Here is a 19,721-nt window from a genome sequence, read left to right on the forward strand (position 1 = left end):
AGAGGCTGCAGGCCAGGAAGTTGGTCTGCAGGCTTCTTTAGTTATTTATTTTCTTTTTCTTTAGCCAGCAGAGCTTGTTGTAGCGCCTGCAATTTTGCATTCTCTTCTTGATTTAACTTTGGGTTCGATTCACAACGAGGATCGGTTTTTTGCAGCAAGGCCAGTATTTCTTTTGTTAATGGTATGGGTTCACAGCCGTGTCCGGTCTCGCAAATTAAATCCCACTGCGGTTTGGCCTGGACATGACAGGCAAAGCAGTTACCTCCAAAACGGTTAACTACATCAACAAAACCTCGCTTACGGATTTTGCTGCCTTCCTCAGAAACATCCAGTTCAAAAAACTCCCAATCTTTAGTGGCGGGGTTAAAGCCTTTTTGGTGTTTGATCATCACTTCCCCGGGTACTAACTGGACCACTGATCCAGGAGGATAAACACCTCCAGTGCTGGAGTTTGCGATCTCTAGAGTCCCATCCAGATCTCCCAGTAAATTATCCACATAAAACCCCCGCACCTTGGTCATATCTCGGATGCAGTTAAAAGTCTCGTCTGTTACCTGGATAGGTGCTTCGCTCTGTTCAGCCTTGTTAGTTTCAGCCATTGTAGGAAGTGCTACTGATGCTAAAAGTGCAGCCAAAATTAGGTTTAGTGGTGAAAAATAGCGGCTAGGTTGTCGGTTCATAATGTCCCCTTGCATATCAATTTCGGCTTTTATTTAAATTGTGCACAATATAATTGTAGGCAATATACATGGGGTAGTGTTTATGTCAAGCGAGTTACCTGACGAGTATGGTTAGGGATTGTCGAGATTATGTTGTGAGAAAGGGGGTAGTTGGGGGTATAAATTGCTGTGCTTAAGCGTTCTTGGAGGGGAGTAGTCCCCTCCAGGGCTGAGTGGCTATTTCTGGGGAGCAGTGGATATTGCAAAAATATGGCTTTCGTAGGGTGCCAACTGGATCTTTGTGGAGGCTTGGTCTGTTTCCAAGATAAGGTTTGCCACCTTATTGGATATCTGGCTTTCGACCAGGTAGCTGCCCGGTTGTAGTTTCCAGGCCTCTAGAAGTGCTGTAGGCAACTGAAAATCAAACTCCACTGCCCTGTTATCGAAGTTGGCGATTACTAACAATTTTTCATGTTCACTCCAGCGGGCAAAGGAGAATTGTTTTTCCCCATAGCCAGAGTTTTGCTTGCGGTTGTAGCTGTGCAAGTCCAGGTAATCGCCAAGTAAGGCCGGGCTCTGTTTGGAGAAATTAAGCAGGCGCTGGTAGAAGCTGCGCAGCTCTTTTTCTTCTTTTGTCAGCAGTGCAGTGTCAAAAGCGCCCTCATTGTTCCAACGGCGCACACTGGGTACTGACCAGTAGTCGAAAATGGTGGTGCGGCTGGCTTTACCGAAGCCGGCATCTTTGTTGGCGGGCTCTCCCAACTCCTGGCCAAAGTAAACCAAGGTAGGGGCTGGAGAAAGCGCGGCAGACACCAGCATTGCAGGTTTGCCTGCCTCTGGGTTGCCAGAAAATTGTGGGCTGGCAATACGCTGCTCGTCGTGGTTCTCCATAAAGCGCAACATATGAGAGGAAATATCTACCAGGCTTGCCTGTACCTCTGCGATTTTATCTGCGCTGCCCTTGTTCTCCATGACCGCACGAATAGCGTCGTAAGTACCGACTTTATCGTAGAGATAATCCATTTTGCCCAGATGCAGATAATCCCGATAGCGCTCTGGAGTATAGATTTCGGCAAGTAACAGTGTGTTGGGGTTGCGCATTTTGATGGAGGAATTCAGGTAGCTCCAGAATTCTACCGGCACCATACCGGCCATATCATAGCGGAATCCGTCCACGCCAAAGTCCAGCCAGTAGTGGGCGATATCGCGGAATTTTTCCCAGGTGTCTGGGACTTTCTTGTCTGCCCAAAACTGGGCGTGGGCCCGGTAGTCACGCTCGGCATATTCCTGGGGTAGCTCAGAAAAGTTCTTGCTGTTATCGGGGCGAACGCCAAAATTAATTTTGACGGTTTCATACCAGTCGTGCATGGCAGGTTGTGCACTGCGCGCGCCATTACCGGTCCATTTAGCTGGACTCTCTACAAACTGCCCATCGACAAGATCATTGGCTTCGCCATTGAGTGGCTGATAACTGTCTTCTGCAACGGGCACGCGGAAGTCTTCGCCCACCACATAGTAGAAATTGTTGTTGCGGGCGTAGGTGACCTGGGTGTTGTCGCCAGCTCCAAAATCCTGCACGCCTTGGGGTTTGTCGAGAGAATGATAGGCGCGGGCTACATGGTTAGGCACTATGTCGATAATCACTTTCAAACCGGCCGCGTGGCTGCGTTCCACCAGTGCGCGGAATTCCTGTAATCGCTCTGCTGGGTTATTGGCCAAGTCCGGGTTTACGCTGTAGTAATCCTTGATGGCATAGGGAGAGCCGGCGCGGCCTTTGACCACATCTGGATCATCGTTGCTGATACCGTATTCGGTATAGTCGCCAACGAGCGCGTGGTGCAGGGCGCCGGTGTACCAGATATGGGTGGCGCCCAGCGCGTGGATTTCATTCAGTGCTTTTGGGGTAAAGTCGGAGAACTTACCCACACCATTCTGTTCGAGTGTGCCCCAGGGTTTGTTGGTGCGGTTAGTGTTGCCAAATAAGCGCGGTAGCACTTGGTAGATAACAGTTTTTTTCTCCGCAACTTTTTCAGCGGGCTGTATTTCTTCCGGGCTGCTCTCCTGGCTGCAGCCGGCAGTGCCGAATAGAGCAGCGCCTAGTAGGGAAGCCGAAAGGAGTTTGGCAATAAACAGGGAGTGTAACTTCTTCATTGTTTCCTGATGACTTTAATTTTTTTGTCAGTGAACAGCAGTTTGCTGAATTATTGATTTTTGAGCATTAAATCCAGCGGTTCTTTATGCCAGTCAAATTTAACCAGCAGTTGCTGCTTGCGCTTGTTGTACCAGGCCCCACGGGGTGCCTGAGCAAAGACTTTTTCACTGTCGAAAATAGGCAGGGATTCGCCGCTAATATTGAGCTGCACGGGTACTTGTTGCCAGTTGTGGATCTTTAAAGTGACCGTGCGGGATTCCGGCATACCGGTATAACCGTCGCCTTCGCGATTAAAGGCGAAGGCTAAACCTTGCTGTTTGTTTTCAGCTGAGAAATGCAGCTTCTCGTATTTGCCTTTTTCAAAAGCCTGCGCGGTAGCGCCATCATCCTCATAAACATAGCGCTCGGACTTTGCTGCTGATGGGTGCGCGTAGTAGTCCAGGGTCAGGTTTTTACTGGAGTAATCGCGGCTGCTGTGGACATCGTCAATGGTGGGAATAATGGCGCCGGCCCGCACCAGTACAGGAATCGTTTTCAGGTTCACTTCTACCAGGGCCTGATCGCCAGAATATTGTTCATCAGTCCAGTAATCGAACCAGGTGCCGCCGGGCAGTTTTACCGCGACCTCATCCAGATCTTCTTCCACGACCGGGGCAACGAGGAAATCCTGACCCCACAGGTAGGCATCCTTGTAGTCCAGTAGGGAGAGGTCACTTTCGTTTTCGAAAAACAGCGGGCGAATCAGTGGCATGCCGGTCTGGCTGTTTTCGAAGGCGAGGGTGTAGTTGTAGGGCAGCAGGCGATAGCGCAGTTTTACATATTCGCGCAGGATATCGCGGGTGCGGCGATCGTGGAAAACTGGCTCGGAAGCAATATGCTCCTGGGCGTGCGGGCGGTAAACCGGTTGGAATACGCCGTACTGTAACCAGCGGATATAGAGTTCGCGGTCAAATTTCTCGCCGCCGGCAAAGCCACCCAGGTCTGAATGGGTGTAGCCAAAGCCCAGCAAGCCCATACTCAGAGCCAATTCCACCTGAGGCTGTAAGCCACCCCATTCCCGAGCGACGTCGCCGGTCCAGGGGATCATGCCGTAGCGCTGGGAGCCGGCAAAACCGGCGCGCATCATAATAAAGGGGCGGCGTTCAGGGTGTTTTGCCGTTTGGCGTTCGTGTAGTAATTGCGCCCAGGCGTGGCCGAAGGCATTGTGGATTTCATCGGCCATACCGATTGCGTGAACGGTATCGGAGGGGTGAACTTCCGGTTCACCCAGGTCGCCCCACCAGCCAGCTACGCCCTGTTCCAATAACCCGTCGTAAATATTCCAGAACCAGTCGCGGCCATCTTCGGAGAAGACATCGATCAGGCCGGTATTGCCGAAGTAGAAATCAAAACGCTTGGGCTCTCCGGCCAGGTTTTTGGCCAGGGCATTATTCGCCACGGCTTCCTGCCAGCGTTCGGAGGTGGAGAGGACAAAAGGTTCGGTCACCAGGATGGTATTGATGCCGCGGGCTTTAAGGTCGGCCATCATCTTTTCTGGTTCGGGAAAGGCCTCCTTATCCCAAGCCAGGTTGCCCATATGGCCTTTGATATCCGGGCCAAACCAGTAGAGGTCCAACACCAGGGCGTCCAGGGGGAAATCTTCTTCGGCAAACTTATCCACGGTTGCGCGGACTTCAGCTTCGCTGTGATAGCCAAAGCGCGAGGCGAAGTTACCCAGGGCCCAACGGGGTGGCAGGGGCTGTTTGCCAGTTGTGGATACATAATTTTCCAGCAACTGTGGATAAGTATCACCGGCTACCACGATGTAAGCGGTGCGCCCGGCTACAGCTTCAAATTGCAGGATATCTTCTTCGTTTGCGCCCAGATCCAGGGTGCCGGTGGCAGAGTTGTCGAACAGCAGAATGTATTTGTTGCTGGACAGTACTGCTGGCAGGGAAAAATACATCTGGTTGGATTCGGTGGTGTATCCGTAATGGGCACGGTTATACAGGGGCAGGCGTTGACCGCGACGGTCCATCCCCATAACCCGCTCTCCGCCACCCAGCAGTTTTTCCTCTGGCGACAGTGCGAAACGGAATCCGCGCATCGTCTCGGTGGCAAAGAAACCACTCTCTTCACTCAGGATTTGTTCGCTACCGCGCAAGTACTCGATTCGGAAGGGAGACTTGTGGATGACTGCAGTAAGCGAGCCAGTGCGGTAAACGAGCTTGTCCCCTTTTTGCTTCAGCGTAGCCTCGGGTCGGCCGGCGGAATCGCTGGCCAACGCAAATGAGGGCAACTGCTTCAGGCCCTCGCGGCGATAGTGCACCGATAGCGCTGACGGACCAACCGGGGTGAGGGTGACCTCGCCCTCACTCGTCTGTACAGTTAGTGAGTCTTCGCTCATGGTGTGATCGCGGTAGTTGCGCTGTTCAGCGGCCAGGGATTGAGCGCTCAGGCAGAGTGTAGCTGCGAGACATACCAGGCGCAGGAGTGGGAGTTTTAGGATCATCGCGCGGGACTTCAGTTGCTTGATTAGGATTCACAGTTTCGTGTTGGCCCGGCGTATACGCATGGGCCTGAGTTTATCCTAAAGCGAAGGATCTGGCCCGCATCCTCCCCTATGGGGGAGGATGGATGCTCCGGGAGTGCGTGTGAGAATGGCAGAATAAGCATAACTAGTGATGCGGTGACCTCTATGACCCAATCAGCAAGCAGCGCCGTTGCGCCGCAAGCCCAGCAACCGCGCTTGCCCTTTTGGCAGGTGTGGAATGTCAGTCTCGGTTTTCTCGGGGTGCAATTTGGCTTTTCTCTGCAAAATGCCAATGCCAGTAGAATCTTGTCTGATCTGGGGGCGGACCTTCACTCCCTGTCTCTATTCTGGATAGTGGCGCCGCTAATGGGACTGATCGTACAGCCGATCGTGGGTTCAGCTTCGGATAGGACCTGGAGTCGCTTCGGTCGCCGCAACCCCTTTATCCTTTTTGGTGCCATCGCCGCAGCCCTGGGGATGGCGTTTATGCCCAATGCCGGGATTGTGGTGGCGATAGTGGCCCCCATTATCTTTGGCGGCGTTATGTTGGCCCTGATGGACGCGGCCTTTAACGTGACCATGCAGCCTTTCCGCGCCCTGGTATCCGACATGGTGCCATCAGAGCAGCGCACCCTGGGTTACTCGATACAGTCTTTGCTGATTAACATTGGCGCCATCTTCGGCTCCATGTTGCCATTCATCCTGACTAATGTGATTGGTCTGGAAAATACTGCCCGTGCGGGAGAGGTGGCGCCCTCCGTTATATGGGCTTTCTATATCGGCGCCACAGTGCTGCTGGGCAGTGTGTTGTGGACTGTGCTGCGCACCAAGGAGTATCCGCCGGAGCAGTACAATGCCTATAAAGGTCTCGACTCCGCGCAACTTGAGCGGGAGAGACAGCAAAAAACCCCACTGGCAAAGCGCTTGATCGGTTTTTTCCAGCTGCTAATTAAAATGCCGCGCACTATGCGCCAGCTGGCCCTGGTGCAATTCTTCTCCTGGTTTGCCCTGTTTATTATGTGGGTTTACACCACGCCTGCGATCACTCAGCACGTTTGGGGAGTGGAAGCCAAGTGGTTTGATCCCGCCTATCTGGAAAGCGTCAAAGAAATTCCCGCACATATCGCTGCCGCTAAGGGTGCTGCCGGTGACTGGGTAGGAATTATTTTTGCTGCTTACTCCCTGTTTGCAGCGATCTTCTCTATTGTCCTGGCCCGTTTGTCTCAGGTGCTGGGGCGTAAGCTCACTTATTCCCTATCGCTGGCACTGGGCGGTTTGGGATACATCAGCTTCCTGTTCTTCCAGGGGGGCGATCCCACACAGGTGAATCTGTTGATTACAGAAGTTTCCGTACCCAGTGGCGCCCTGGGATTATTGCTACCGATGGTGGGTGTGGGCATTGCCTGGGCCGCTATTCTGGCGATGCCCTATGCGATCCTCTCCGACTCACTGCCGGCGGATAAGACTGGTGTTTATATGGGGATTTTTAATTTCACTATCGCAGCCCCGCAGATTGTTTCCGCCCTGGTAGCTGGCTTGATATTGAAAACAGTTTTCGAAAACCAGGCAATTTACATCATTGTTCTGGCGGGGGTGTGTATGTTGCTTGGAGCTATATCGGTGGCGCTGGTGAGGGAGAGTTCAGAACCCGAGCCCGCATTAAAGGCAACTACTACAGCTTGATAAAAAGTTGTAAAAGATCGTTAAAAAAGCCCCTATTTGGGGCTTTTTTATTGCCTGGATTCCAGGTTTTCCCAAATTTTTCGCATTTATGGGGCTGCGTAGTTTTATGGCAGCATTTTGACAGTCTGGTGTGAGCGTACCTAGACTGGGCGGACCTCACCGGAAATGAATTAAATTATGTCGATATTCCCTGCTATTGATCAGGCATTAGAGGCTTTTGCCAGCTTTGTCTGGGGTCCACCTTTATTAGTGCTACTTGTTGGTGGCGGCCTCGCGCTATTAATCTATTCTCGTGGCCGTCCCTACCGCCATCTTGGGCACAGTATTGGGCTTTTAAGTGGCCGATATGATGATCCCAATGACCCTGGCCAAGTGAATCATAGCCAAGCGCTATCCACAGCGCTTTCGGGAACCCTGGGACTTGGCAATATTTCTGGGGTTGCCATCGCAATTACGATTGGTGGGCCTGGGGCGATTTTCTGGATGTGGGTAACCGCCCTGGTGGGGGTGGCTACCAAGTTTTATACAGCGACGCTGGCGGTGATGTTTCGCGGTCGCGATGCCTCCGGGGAACTGCAAGGTGGCCCCATGTATGTTATTCGCGAGGGGTTGGGCCGACGCTGGATGCCGCTCGCGGTACTGTTTGCCGTGGCGGGACTCTGCGGTATGTTGCCGGTGTTTCAGTCCAATCAAACCACGCAGCTATTGCGAGAGTCTTTTGCTGAGCCCTTGGGTTGGGTAGCACCCGGAGGTTCACTCACTTTTGATTTTGTTATTGGCTTATTAATTGCTGTTGCATCGGCCTACGTTATTGCCGGTCGTATCCAGCGTATCGGTAAATTCTCCGCAAGAGTAGTGCCGGGCATGGTACTGTTTTATCTGGGCATGACCCTTGTGGTGATTGCCAGCTTCTGGGAGCAGGTACCGGCAGCATTTGCGCTGATCTTCTCGGATGCTTTCAGTGGTCAAGCTATTGCTGGAGGTACTCTGGGTTCGGTAATCACAGTAGGGGTAAGCCGGGGCGCATTTTCCAATGAGGCGGGTATAGGCACGGAGTCTTTGGCCCATGGTGCAGCGAAAACCCGTGAGCCCGTTCGAGAAGGCGTGGTTGCCATGCTGGGCCCTATTGTAGATACACTGGTTATCTGCACTTGCACTGCCCTGGTGATACTACTGACTGGCGCTTGGCAGCAGGAAGGGGATATTGCCGGCGTTACCCTGACTGCACAGGCATTTTCTCAGGTGTTTGGGCGGTTCGGCCCAATTTTGCTACTGCTAATGGTCCTTCCGCTGGCTTTCAGCACTATCGTTACCTGCTGGTATTACGGTATGAAGTGCTATGTTTTTCTTTTCGGTGGCCGCTGGCAGGGTCTTTATACTGGACTCTACATGGTGCTGATTATATTGGGTGCGGTGGCTTCTTTAAGTGCGGTAAACAGCATCATCATCGGGATGTATGCGGTAATGGCGATTCCAACAATGGTGTCTACTTTATTGCTGGCAAGGCATGTTAATCGAGCGGCTCACGATTATTTTACCCGTATGGATTTAACAAAGAGAAAAGAGGCCGAGGCTTCTTAATTAAAAAAGGCGGACTAAATAGTCCGCCTTTTTTATGGTTGGTAAAAATTTACCTGTTACTTCCAACTTAAGGCACCACGGACACCTTGGTACCAACCTTGGCGTGGGCATAAAAAATCTTAGCCATATGCCAGGGGATACGAATACAGCCATGAGAGGCGGGATATCCCGGGACGTGGCCGGCATGCAAAGTAACGGGGCCATTGATACGCATCATGTAATCCATAGATGCCCCGCGGAATCGAGAACCCGCAGGTTTGCGGTGGCGGCGCACATCCACATTGCTGCGCATTACATAACCCCGTGGGCTGATGTAGTGACCGTACAGATTTGATCGATGGCTGTATTTCTTCTGTGAAATACGGAAGTTACCGGTAGGTGTGCGGTGTCCGGGTTTGCCGGTAGATACCGGGGACATACCGGCCAGGCGCCCGCCCTTATAGAAGTATGCCATTTGATCACTGAGGTCGATCACAATACGCGGTGTTCCCTGAATATTGGATTTAAACCACATATGGCGGCTATGCCGTGGATTCGCCGCGTATCTGGAATGTGTTCCGTATCTGGAGTGAGCCCGATAATTCCTATTGTATCGGGAATGCGCCCTGTAATTTCTGTTGTATCGGGGGTGTGCTCTGTAGTCCCGGTTGTGCCTTGAGTGCGATCTGTAATTCCTGCTATGCCGTGAATTTGCTCGGTAGTCCCTGCTATACCTGGAGTGTGCTCCGTAGTTTCCATGTCCATGTTGAGCGCTGTATCTCGAGTTATAGCGGGAATTGGAATAATCCACGGCATAGGTCAGTGGGGCAAGAATTGCAGATCCCACAATCACTACGGCAGCGGCGAATGATGATTTTTTGCGTAGAGATCCCTTCTGTTTCGTGGAAATGGATTGATGATTTTGCAGCGAAGATCGGCTATGCATTACACACCTCTCTACTACCAGTGGGCCGTGTAAACAACCGTGGATTTTGAATCCAGCTACAGTTTGTCTTAGGGCAAGTATTTCTGCCCTTCTACAGGGACAAGTCCATAGCTGGTGATTTCCCCAAAGCAGATAACCGTATACTCGGCCTCGGCTGCGGGTTGGTACTGCGGCGGTATGAACCACTACAAGTCCAAGGGATGGTAAGGTGGGTCTTAAGGGCTGGTGACAACAAAAAGGAATATACTGGGCCTCTCTTAGAGGATGTTCTTCTAGTTGTTAGTGATTTTGGGGAATTTTGTCTTAGTTGCTAAGGTTTTATGAGTTATCTACCGTAACTTGCGAGTCAATTTCCAGCATTCTTGAATCACACCAGAATAATAGAAATAGCTTTCAAAAAGTTATTGTTATTTATTTCATCTTAGTAAGTGTCGCGACTATATCGTTATCCAAATTTATTCACACTTCTCATTCTTGTTGTGTTGGCCTTTGCGCATTAGAAAATTTAATAAAGAAATTTACTTTTCGGGATCGTTCAAAATATTTATTTCTGATTTGAAAACCAAGTAAACGAACCCACCCTTTTTGCGTTATGTGATAGCTGATTATTGAAAGTTCCCCTGAAAATGAAATACCAGGGTAGAGGTAGTTATTTTTATTATTTACTTTATAGGATTTGGCTATGAGTGGAAGATCGATGTTGCCCACATTTTTTCTAGTATTTATTGTAATACTTTACAGCAATCCGGGCGTGACTGCTGAGGTAGAGCAAGCGAATGAAGCTCTGATTGTTTTGGATGACGAAGTAGAATTAACCCTTTCGATGCATCCACTAAATAGTTTAATGGTTAATGCGCAAGTATCGACTAGCAGTGAGTCACGAGTGGCGATCAGAATCAATTCGGCGGTAACCGACCGTCGGCGGACAAATTATACCGACTGGGGCACAGAGCATGATATGACCCTAGTAGGTTTAAGGGCCGATACCACTTACCGTTTTACTGCACTGGCAATGCTGGAAAGTGGAGACGTTGTACTGAGCTCGACTATTTCTTTCAAGACTGGTTCGTTACCTGAAGGTGCTCCCCCTGTTGAGGTAACTACGTTTACGGAGCAAAGCGAAGGAGGTGTAACTATTTTTGCACCTTCAGGTGACAGGGATAATACCTTTTGGGGATTCGATGAGGAGGGTGAGGTTGTTTGGTACCTTCACGGAGACGTTCCTCTCACCGGATCTCCGGTAGTGCGCAATTTACAGGATGGCAATTTAATGTTGCTGTTGGATCAGGAAGCAAGAATTATCTCCTTTGCCGGTGAAACGCTCCAATCATTTGAGCTACCAGCCTATCACCACGACGCGATTCTTCTTGAAAATGGAAACCTACTGGTATTAACAAACGCCTATGCAACAATTGGTGGCCAACGGATAAAAGGAGATGCGATTCTCGAAGTGGATGGGCAAGGAAATACTGTATGGGAATGGTCTGCATTCGATCATCTCGATACCCAGCGTTTCCCCGGTGAGTTAGCCAGTCGGGAATCGAGCAATGGTGCGCTGGATTGGACTCACTCTAATTCTTTACACTATATTTCTGAGGATAATTCGATTTTATTGTCAAGTCGATCTCAAAGCTGGGTGGTTAATATTGATCATGATAGTGGCGAAGTGAACTGGATTATGGGTAGGGATTTGGATGCTTCCGAGGAATTTCTTGAGAAATTATTTTCATTGCAAGATGGCACCTGGATGGCTTCTCAGCATGCAGCCATGCTTGCGTCAGACGGAGATATTCTGATTTACGATAATAGGAATGAGTCTGAATACAGTGGTGAAATCTATAATAGCCGCGCAGTGAAATTCTCTTTGGATACAGAGGAAATGGTTGCAGTGCAGACTTGGGAGTACGTTGCACCAAAGTACACCAATTCTTTAGGGGATGTAGATGAACTTTCCGGTGGGAATATTCTACTTTGCGTGGGCGGCCCATCCAGTGCTAGTACCGGCAATAATAGAGATGCACATATTGTTGAAGTCGCCGACGATCAGACTGCAGAGACGGTTTGGGAGATGGTAGTCAATGATACGAGTGTATATCGTGCTGAGCGTTTTTCTTGGAATGATATATCAGCGGTAAGTGATTTATCACTTTAGACCCTCTAAATAGTTGGAAGCCAGTAGCATACTTTGTTGCTGGCGATTTTTATTAAAGGACTTCTAACCAGATTTGGCAATCAGTGCTCTATAGCATTGATTATTCTCCTAAGCCGGTATTCCCCGAGTAACTGTTGAATATCACTAGATAGGATTTGAAGTGTTTTAATTAAATATGGTTTTAGCGTGATAATGTTAGCCTTTTTCTGTGGGGGTGTATGATTTGATGGAAAAAGTTCTTCACCTCCTTCGAGGAACTCATCATTTATTTTTTTATTTTCCTGTGAATATCGATCTAAAAAATTAGCTCTATCTTCATCAGAGTTCCATAGGTGTGATGATCTTGGTAGTGTTCGCTTGATTATGTTTTGCGTATTGCCAGATTTTATCCATTTTAATAGTTTTATATTTTCAGCTTTTGAGTGTATTTGCTGATTTAATATTTGCTTTAAAACGGCCTCTTCATTGGAGAGACTCTCCCTTATGATCTTGTTAGAATTTGGTAAGCCGGAAACCCCTAGCGAGCGGAAAAAATTAACTGGTAGGTCGCCATTACATAGCTGCTCGTAAATGAGTATTTGTATATTGGGAAAGAACTTTTTGAATACTGCTATATTTTTATAAAAGTTCAGGTTTCTACCTTCTATCTTTGATAGGAACTCCTTGAATGACAGTTTCGCTAGTGGAGATACTCCTTTCACAATATGTTCTTTGTATAGAGACTGGGCAAAATTATCTTGTCTGCGCAAGGTTAAGATGATTTTGGTTTGCTCTGGGGGTAATGTGTTGGAGAGGTGTTCTAAATAATGGTGCCGAGCCTCAATCCAGGAGCAATCTTTTGTTTTATAAGTATGTCGACAAATAGGCTCTGCACTAATTAATAGATCAAGGTTATTTTTCTGCGACTTTGACTTCCAGTCATATGCTAGCAACTTTCCTCTGGATATAGGCGGGCTTTCAGGATGATCGGAAAATGAGTGTGCAAAAAGATGGTGACCCTTATCTATGCTAATTAAATTGCGATGAATAATGGGATATAAAATGCCTTTGCTTCTTAACAGTCTTCTATATTTGTAGGCGTAATATTGTATTGCTGTGGTGCCGGTTTTGTGTAGCCCTGAATGTAAATATATAGTCATTATATGTTCTTTGTATTTTATAGATCGTGATCTGGTATCTATTGTTGTTTAATAGGTGCTCATATTTATTTCGAGTGATTTATTTTATGTGTCATGTGAGAGTTGTGTTTTTGGGGCGTCAAAGAGCCAATGTTAATGGTTTAGTAAAAAATATTCTATTTTATAGTCTTGGGCTCATTTTGAATTCGGTTGGCGTATGTTTTTCTATATTAACCCCGATTGTGGAGCCCATTAGTTCTAGTATAGTTGTATTTTTGTAAATTTTCGTTCATGCCGATTTAATGCTAGGGGAGACTTATGGGTAATTTTTTCACTCAACTACCAGGTGATCACTCTAGGGAGCATTTTCAGAGTTTGCTAGAGGGGAAAAGCTGCAGGGTTGAGCGGATTATATCTTACGGGCAGTCCTCGCCGGAAACAGGGTGGTATGATCAAGATGAGCATGAGTGGGTGTTAGTACTTTCCGGTTATGGTGTTATTGAAATGGAAAATGGTGAGAGGCACCACCTGGGGAAGGGGGATAACTTGTTGATTAGGGCAAATCAAAGGCATCGGGTGGTGGAGACAGCTGCAGATGAGGCCACTATATGGTTGGCAGTTTTCTTTCAGTGAAGCAGTTATCTTTTAAGAAATAAATCTTACGAGCTCCTATCGAGAGTTCTATATCTACCAATGTAAATCGGATCTAAAGTCCTCTGACGAGTTAGTATTGTTAGCTTTAAGACTGGAGTGGTTGCTGACTGGCAGGTCAGCCTGTACATATCTCCATATACCGTAGAGGCCTGTTAAAATTTTCGGCGCTTTGCTTAAATTGGACAGCTTTAATTTGGTCTGATCGTTTGATACCAAGTCAAATCCTTTTCGGCCAGGCAGTGTATGCTGCCTGGTTTTTTCTTATAGGGTTATCGTAAGTAATACTATAAGAAAATAATTAATCAAATTTTCAGCTTTCTATAGCTAGGTCAGCGGCTAGGTTATCTGGTGGTTATACCCTGTGTATGTTTACTCTAGAGGTTTTCTTTTCTGAATGAGACATTTGGAAAAGTAAGCTTGTAAAAGCTTCAGTGTTCATAAAAAATCTCTGCGCTCTTCTTACTTAGTCCTGGTAAATGCAATTTAAAATATCTTATATGTCGGTGAATTAAACTCTTGATTTATTATTTGAGGTGATATATCTGTAATAGATGATGTTGTTCCCATTTTAATAGTAGGGAAATCAAGAATCGACAATTTCCTGGATGTGATTGCGTTTAGGTTGAAATTAGTGATCTGCAGTTAATTTTTTCGTGCTAGGAGGAAACTCTTTCATTAAAAGCCAAATATGATTATGGGGCATTAGTACTAATTGGAAGTGTTTACTTAAAGTTGTGCGCCAATTTCCGCCATAAAACGCGTTACTTCTGACAATCGATATAAATTGCTTGTTCTCGTGTCATTTCTTTGTGAGAAATAAATTAGCATGGTCCTGTGTTGATAAGTAAACATTTTCTTGGGGAAGAAATGAAAGTTCAGTTTTTAAAAGCAACTCTTTGCCTTGCTATTGTCTCATCGCTATACGGTTGTAACGGAGGATCAGGTGGAGGAAAATCTCCTGAAGAGACTGGTGATATTACTGCACCCAGTTTGACCCTTATTCCTGCAGGTGGTAGTACTATCGAAGAAGGTGGTAGGGTATTACTGACTTTTGATGAACCAGTAGAGCTAGGTGATATCTCACTGTCTGGTTCTATGCAGGAACTCGGGGAGCTATACCAAGTTAGTGAAGATTCATTAGAGCTGAGACCGAACGATGTTTGGGGGGAAGGGGAAGAGCTATCCCTAGTAATCAATGCTCAGGACGGCGCTGGTAATCAAATGACGGAGATTACCGTCAAGTATCAAGTTGAGAACATTGCCCCTACTGTAAATAGTATATTTCCGCAGAATATTCGCCTGGAAAAGAATGATTCTTTCAAACTGCAATTTTCTGAGACTATGGATACAGATAGTCTTCAATTAAGCGGAATATTACTTGAAGATGACTATAAGGTTGTTTGGTCTGCTACCGCCGTTGAAAATGATACGCTAACCGTTACTCCAAAAGAATACTGGATCGCCGGACAGAAACGCACAATCAACGTTGATGTAATGGATTTAGCAGGAAATTCCATTCCTACAGTAAACAGCAGTTTTACTGTGCCGATGTATTTCGAGAACTTTACTCCGGCGTCAGTGGTGATTGGTCAGGATAATTTTTCAGACATAGATACAGGGCTCAGTGCTAAAAATCTTGGAGGTTTTCCGGTTGGTACTTCTGCCGTTAGTTCTGATGGAAAACTATTTATAACGGATCGAGAAAATCATCGTGTCTTGGTATTTAATGAAATACCTTCCTCGAATGGGACTTCTGCTGATTTTGCTATAGGTGTCGATAGTCTGGATAGCTCCGATTCATCTGATGATAGAAAGACACTACAAACGCCAATTCAGGCCAGTATTAATGACGGTAAGTTAGTTGTTTCTCAGGCGGAGGGGGAAAGACGGATTTCGCTTTATAATCAAGTCCCTATGGATGGGACGGCAGCTCCTGAAGTGGTTTTAGGGCCATGGGGCAAGGGAGACGAAGGATGTGATAGCTTTAGCACACTAGCATCTGCCATTATAGTTGACGGGAAGATTATAGCTGTAGATGAAGTTAACTCTCGCGTGTTGGTTTGGAATAGTATTCCAACAGAAGATAATACAATTGCAAGCTTAGCTATTGGTCAGCCTACACTGGAGAGTTGCGCCGCTAATACCGATTTGGATGGTAATAGCGGGGGGCCAACAGCTCAAAATCTTGCTTACCCTAGTGCAGTCTGGAGTGATGGAGATAAGCTTGCAATTTTAGATTCTGAAAACAATAGAATTTTGCTCTGGAATGAATTTCCCACAGAAAACTATGCTGCGGCAGATGTTGTACTTGGGCAGGAAAATTTTAGAGTTGCTGAGTGGCCGGATAATGCAACGGAAAAGGATTTACTTTATCCCTGGTTAGGGATTTGGTCAAATGGAATTCAGCTATTCGTAACTGATACAGAGAATAACCGAGTGTTAATTTGGGATCAGTGGCCTGAAGAAAATTATGCTGCTGCGGATTCTGTTTTGGGGCAAAGTGATTTTGTAAAATCTGCTTATAATGACTCTAATCAAGACGGAGTTTATGATACCGGTGAACTACCTAGTGCATCCACTTTAGGCCTTCCAACAGGAGTCTTTGGTTATAAAGATAATCTGTTTGTTACTGACTCAATGAATAATAGGATCTTGGTGTTTAAGTCGCAGTAGTGCTTTCTAGATTGACTTGGCTAGATTGAAATTATAGCTAAGAGAGATGGTAAATAAATTTACCATCTCTCTCACTTTTTAGGGATTTAGTTTATTGCAAATTCTTAAGTTGATGATACTTGGTTTTTATCTCTTCCAGGTTGACGGTGGGGGCAGGAAACTGGGGGTTTAACTTCTTTAATGCTTCAGAAATAATTGAGGCTACAGCCAAGTCCCGGAACCATTTGTGGTTTGCGGGGATAACAAACCAGGGCGCGTATTCGGTGCTGCATTGATTTAGCATATCTTCAAAAGCACAGATATACTCATCCCAATATTTTGCCTCAGTATAATCACTTTCGCTGATTTTCCACTGTTTGGCGGGATCATCAATACGTTGCTTGAATCTCTCCAACTGCTCATCCTGGCTGATGTAAAGGAAAAATTTCAGTATTATTGTGTTGCTTTCAGAGAGTAATTTTTCAAAGTTGTTAATTTGTTCATAGCGTTTGCTCCAAATGTCCATCGGAACCAGGCTATGCACTCGCTCAATCAGCACCCCCTCATACTGAGAGCGGTTAAAGATTGATATATGCCCACGAGCAGGGGTTACTTTATGATATCGCCATAAGAAATCATGCTCGCTCTCTTCTTTTGAAGGTTCCTTAAAGGAAATCGCTCTACACATTTGTGGATTTGTTGCGCCCAATACATGCTTGATGGTGCCATCTTTCCCCGAGGCATCTATTCCCTGCAAGCAGATAAGTAGAGATGTTTTACGCTCAGCGTAAAGCTTGTAAGTGAATGAACGTATCTGCTCATCTATACGCTGGGTATCTGGGAGTGCCTCTTCACGACTTTCGTAACAATGTTTGAAGCCCGGATCTATTTCGGAGAGCTTTATCTTGCTGTCAGGCTTTACCCTGAAATCTTCGAAACAATTCATAGTTCGACTGCCTACCTTTGTTAGGCTTTTGTAGGTGGCTCAGATATCACTTAATCTTCGATAAAGAAGTTTCTTGACCAGGTCCAGGAAAAACATCCAGATAATCATGTATAGCCATACCAGACCGATTATAGTCCAGGGTATTGCCGGCACCAGCCAGCCGAATCCACACATCAGTACGGTAAACGCTTGGGTGCCAACAATTGCGATAAACAGAGGGAATGCGGGTAGTGGTTTTGAAAAGAAAGCTGTACGTGAGCGCACAACGAATAACAGTAGATGTCCTCCCGCTACGATCTGTAAAAATACGATAGTTTGAATTTGCTCTTTATTTAATGCAATCCAGGATTGCCAGTGGGTGTTATTGAGCCATTCCATTCCAATAAAGAGAATACCCATTGTTTGAGCAATAGAAAAAAGGCCGATAATGCTAGAGCCCAGTAATAGGTCTCGCATTTGCCAATGCACAGGTTCCTTGGGAAGCAGGGTATTATCGTAGGCAATGGTCATAATGGGGATGTCATCAAGAAGAGCCACTAGTACGATCATAACCGGGGTTAGGGGCGAGAAACCGAACATTATGGTAGCAAAGACAACCACCACCATAATATCCAGGGTCATGGATACCCGAAAAAGTACGTAATTAATAATGCGTTCAAATATTTTTCGGGCTTCATCAATGGCATCGACGATGGTAGATAGCCCGGGAGAGGTCAGGATAATGGCTGCTGCCGCGCGTGCGGCGTCGGTTGCACCGCTAACGGCGATACCGCAATCAGCTTGCTTAAGGGCTGGCGCATCATTCACACCATCGCCAGTCATGGCAACCTGGTGACCCCTGCCTTGCAATGCTTTCACAATGGCATATTTATGTTCGGGAAACACTCGCCCAAATCCATCTGCACGCTCAACGGTATCGACGATAGTAGATGGCAGGTGGTCCATATCCTGGGACTTTGTAAACACACTACTGGCAGCGAAAATATTTGTTCCAATACCGACTTGAGTAGCGATTTCCTTGCCGATAGCCACATCGTCGCCCGTAATCATTTTTACTTGAAGCCCGTGTTCCCGTGCACGCTGAATAGTGTCTTTGGAGTCATCCCGAGGTGGGTCTTCAAGAGACAGAATACCCAGGAATTGCCACGATGAACCGTTTGCCTTCTGCGCAACGCCCAGGGAGCGCAGTCCCCTGGAGGCCTGTTGTTGCACACAAGCAGTGGCTTTGTCGGCCTCCGCACCACTCAAGTTACATAAGTCGACAATAGCCTGGGGGGCCCCTTTGCTGAAATATAGGGTTTGCCCGTCCTGATCCTGTACCTTAACCTCAGTGCGTTTGCTCACCGGATCAAATGGAGTGAATTCCTCAACCTTATATTTCTTCAGTTCTTCCTTATTTTTCAGGCCGGCAAAAATTGCTTGATCAATTGGATCACTGGCGCCTGCTTCAGATGCGATAGCGGCGGCAAGAATTAACTGGTCGTTCTTTTTCGCGCTGAATAAGGTAGGTTCTTCGAGACACAATTGGTTCTTGGTGAGGGTGCCAGTTTTATCTGAGCAGAGGATATCAACACCGGCCAATTCTTCGATGGATTCCAGCCGCGAGACGATCGCTTTTTTACGGGATAGCGCCAGGGCACCGAGAGCATTGGTCACAGTAATGACCGAAGGCATGGCAACGGGAATCGAAGCGATCAGCAATACCAGTACAGTGCGAAGGATATTGATGATATCTGACCAGTGCCATGTTTCCGCAACCACGATATCGCGGTATAACTCTGTACCCACCAGAATAACGGCCAGCACTAAACACAACACGATGAGGAAGTCACCGATATGGGTGACGGCTTTCTGCGAATGTGAGGCACTTTGCCCAGCGCCTGCAACAAGTTGGGCGGTGCGCCCAAAGAATGTATTGTGCCCGGTACCAATGACAACAGCGGTCATCTCCCCCCGTTTAGCGATACTGCTGGAATAGCCGATATCACCGATGCTCTTACTGACGGGTAGAGATTCTCCGGTAAGGGCAGCTTGATCAATACTGATGGATTTCCCTTCGGTAAATCGCACATCAGCGGGCACGACTTGCCCTAGCTTGATTCGCACTATATCCCCTGGGACCACCATCGCCGCATCGATGGATTGATACCCCCCATCCCTTAATACATTGGCTTTGGGGGCCATGCTGGCCTTCAGTGCTGCCAGCGCATTGGCAGCTTTGTGTTCCTGCCAAAACCCGGCAATCGCGTTGTATAGAAGCAGGGCCATAATGATGGCGAAATCGGGCCAGTGGCCAATTAATGCAGAAAGCAATGCGGCCGCTTCAATCATCCAGGGAATGGGGCCCCAGAAAAATCGCAAGAACTTAGCGAGTGCGCTTTGCTCCCTCTCCTGAATGGTATTGGGACCATATTTTTGCAGGCGGGCGCTGGCTTCATTTTTTGTGAGGCCGGCGGGTGACGTGTTTAGTTCATTGTAAACTGCATCAATATCAGCGTTCTGCAAATCTAACGATTGCTGATCGCTGTTGTTTTGATTATTTGGCGATGATTCTTGACTTTGCACTTTGGGTTTCCCAATGACAAAGGTTTACCTATGGAGTCTGTTCCAGCAATGGATATTTCAATCTAGCAGTTTGCGCCACTCGCTAAGTGGACATTGGTGACGGCGGTAACAGAAATTTGAAG

Annotated in this window: 13 protein-coding genes; 5 read left to right on the forward strand and 8 right to left on the reverse strand. The window is 47.3% G+C overall.

The window, feature by feature from the left end; all coding sequences use genetic code 11:
• Positions 1-41: 41 nt before the first annotated feature.
• From P0078_RS16755 to P0078_RS16765, 3 genes are all read right to left on the reverse strand, one after another.
• Complete coding sequence (locus P0078_RS16755) at positions 42-497, reverse strand: hypothetical protein (RefSeq protein ID WP_282931065.1); 456 nt, start codon at positions 495-497, stop codon at positions 42-44.
• Positions 498-896: 399 nt separating this feature from the next.
• Positions 897-2,810, reverse strand: coding sequence for an alpha-amylase family glycosyl hydrolase (locus tag P0078_RS16760; protein WP_282931066.1), 1,914 nt, complete (start codon positions 2,808-2,810; stop codon positions 897-899).
• 50 nt (positions 2,811-2,860) lie between these two features.
• Complete coding sequence (locus P0078_RS16765) at positions 2,861-5,302, reverse strand: glycoside hydrolase family 31 protein (protein ID WP_282931067.1); 2,442 nt, start codon at positions 5,300-5,302, stop codon at positions 2,861-2,863.
• Between the two features lie 186 nt (positions 5,303-5,488).
• On the opposite strand from P0078_RS16765, the gene P0078_RS16770 reads away from it, so the two are divergent.
• Positions 5,489-7,006 carry an MFS transporter gene (locus P0078_RS16770; RefSeq protein ID WP_282931068.1) on the forward strand — a complete coding sequence of 506 codons (1,518 nt, stop codon included), beginning with the start codon at positions 5,489-5,491 and terminating at the stop codon, positions 7,004-7,006.
• Positions 7,007-7,183: 177 nt separating this feature from the next.
• Positions 7,184-8,587, forward strand: coding sequence for an alanine/glycine:cation symporter family protein (locus tag P0078_RS16775; RefSeq protein ID WP_282931069.1), 1,404 nt, complete (start codon positions 7,184-7,186; stop codon positions 8,585-8,587).
• Between the two features lie 67 nt (positions 8,588-8,654).
• Here the strand turns inward: P0078_RS16775 and P0078_RS16780 are convergent, their stop codons facing one another.
• Together P0078_RS16780 and P0078_RS16785 are read right to left on the reverse strand one after the other, a co-directional pair.
• Positions 8,655-9,101: a L,D-transpeptidase family protein gene (locus P0078_RS16780; RefSeq protein WP_282931070.1), complete on the reverse strand. Its 447-nt coding sequence runs from the start codon at positions 9,099-9,101 to the stop codon at positions 8,655-8,657.
• On the reverse strand, positions 9,059-9,331 hold the full coding sequence (locus P0078_RS16785; RefSeq protein WP_282931071.1) for a hypothetical protein: 273 nt from the start codon (positions 9,329-9,331) through the stop codon (positions 9,059-9,061). Before P0078_RS16785 ends, P0078_RS16780 begins: the two co-directional genes overlap by 43 nt.
• An 878-nt stretch (positions 9,332-10,209) precedes the next feature.
• Here P0078_RS16785 and P0078_RS16790 point away from each other — a divergent pair.
• Positions 10,210-11,664: an aryl-sulfate sulfotransferase gene (locus tag P0078_RS16790; RefSeq protein WP_282931072.1), complete on the forward strand. Its 1,455-nt coding sequence runs from the start codon at positions 10,210-10,212 to the stop codon at positions 11,662-11,664.
• Positions 11,665-11,744: 80 nt separating this feature from the next.
• Here the strand turns inward: P0078_RS16790 and P0078_RS16795 are convergent, their stop codons facing one another.
• On the reverse strand, positions 11,745-12,803 hold the full coding sequence (locus P0078_RS16795; RefSeq protein WP_282931073.1) for a hypothetical protein: 1,059 nt from the start codon (positions 12,801-12,803) through the stop codon (positions 11,745-11,747).
• Positions 12,804-13,100: 297 nt separating this feature from the next.
• Between P0078_RS16795 and P0078_RS16800 the strand changes: the two genes are divergently transcribed.
• Together P0078_RS16800 and P0078_RS16805 are read left to right on the forward strand one after the other, a co-directional pair.
• On the forward strand, positions 13,101-13,415 hold the full coding sequence (locus P0078_RS16800; protein WP_282931074.1) for a cupin domain-containing protein: 315 nt from the start codon (positions 13,101-13,103) through the stop codon (positions 13,413-13,415).
• Positions 13,416-14,303: 888 nt separating this feature from the next.
• The gene (locus P0078_RS16805) at positions 14,304-16,109 is read left to right on the forward strand and encodes an Ig-like domain-containing protein (RefSeq protein WP_282931075.1); all 1,806 of its coding nucleotides are present in this window, start codon (positions 14,304-14,306) and stop codon (positions 16,107-16,109) included.
• Positions 16,110-16,200: 91 nt separating this feature from the next.
• Here P0078_RS16805 and P0078_RS16810 read toward each other — a convergent pair whose 3' ends face one another.
• Complete coding sequence (locus P0078_RS16810) at positions 16,201-17,034, reverse strand: polyphosphate kinase 2 family protein (RefSeq protein WP_282931076.1); 834 nt, start codon at positions 17,032-17,034, stop codon at positions 16,201-16,203.
• A gap of 39 nt (positions 17,035-17,073) precedes the next feature.
• Positions 17,074-19,599, reverse strand: a complete 2,526-nt coding sequence (locus tag P0078_RS16815; RefSeq protein WP_282931077.1) for a plasma-membrane proton-efflux P-type ATPase — start codon at positions 19,597-19,599, stop codon at positions 17,074-17,076.
• Between the last annotated feature and the right edge of the window lie 122 nt (positions 19,600-19,721).

The organism is Microbulbifer sp. VAAF005 (assembly GCF_030012985.1).
Lineage (GTDB): Bacteria > Pseudomonadota > Gammaproteobacteria > Pseudomonadales > Cellvibrionaceae > Microbulbifer.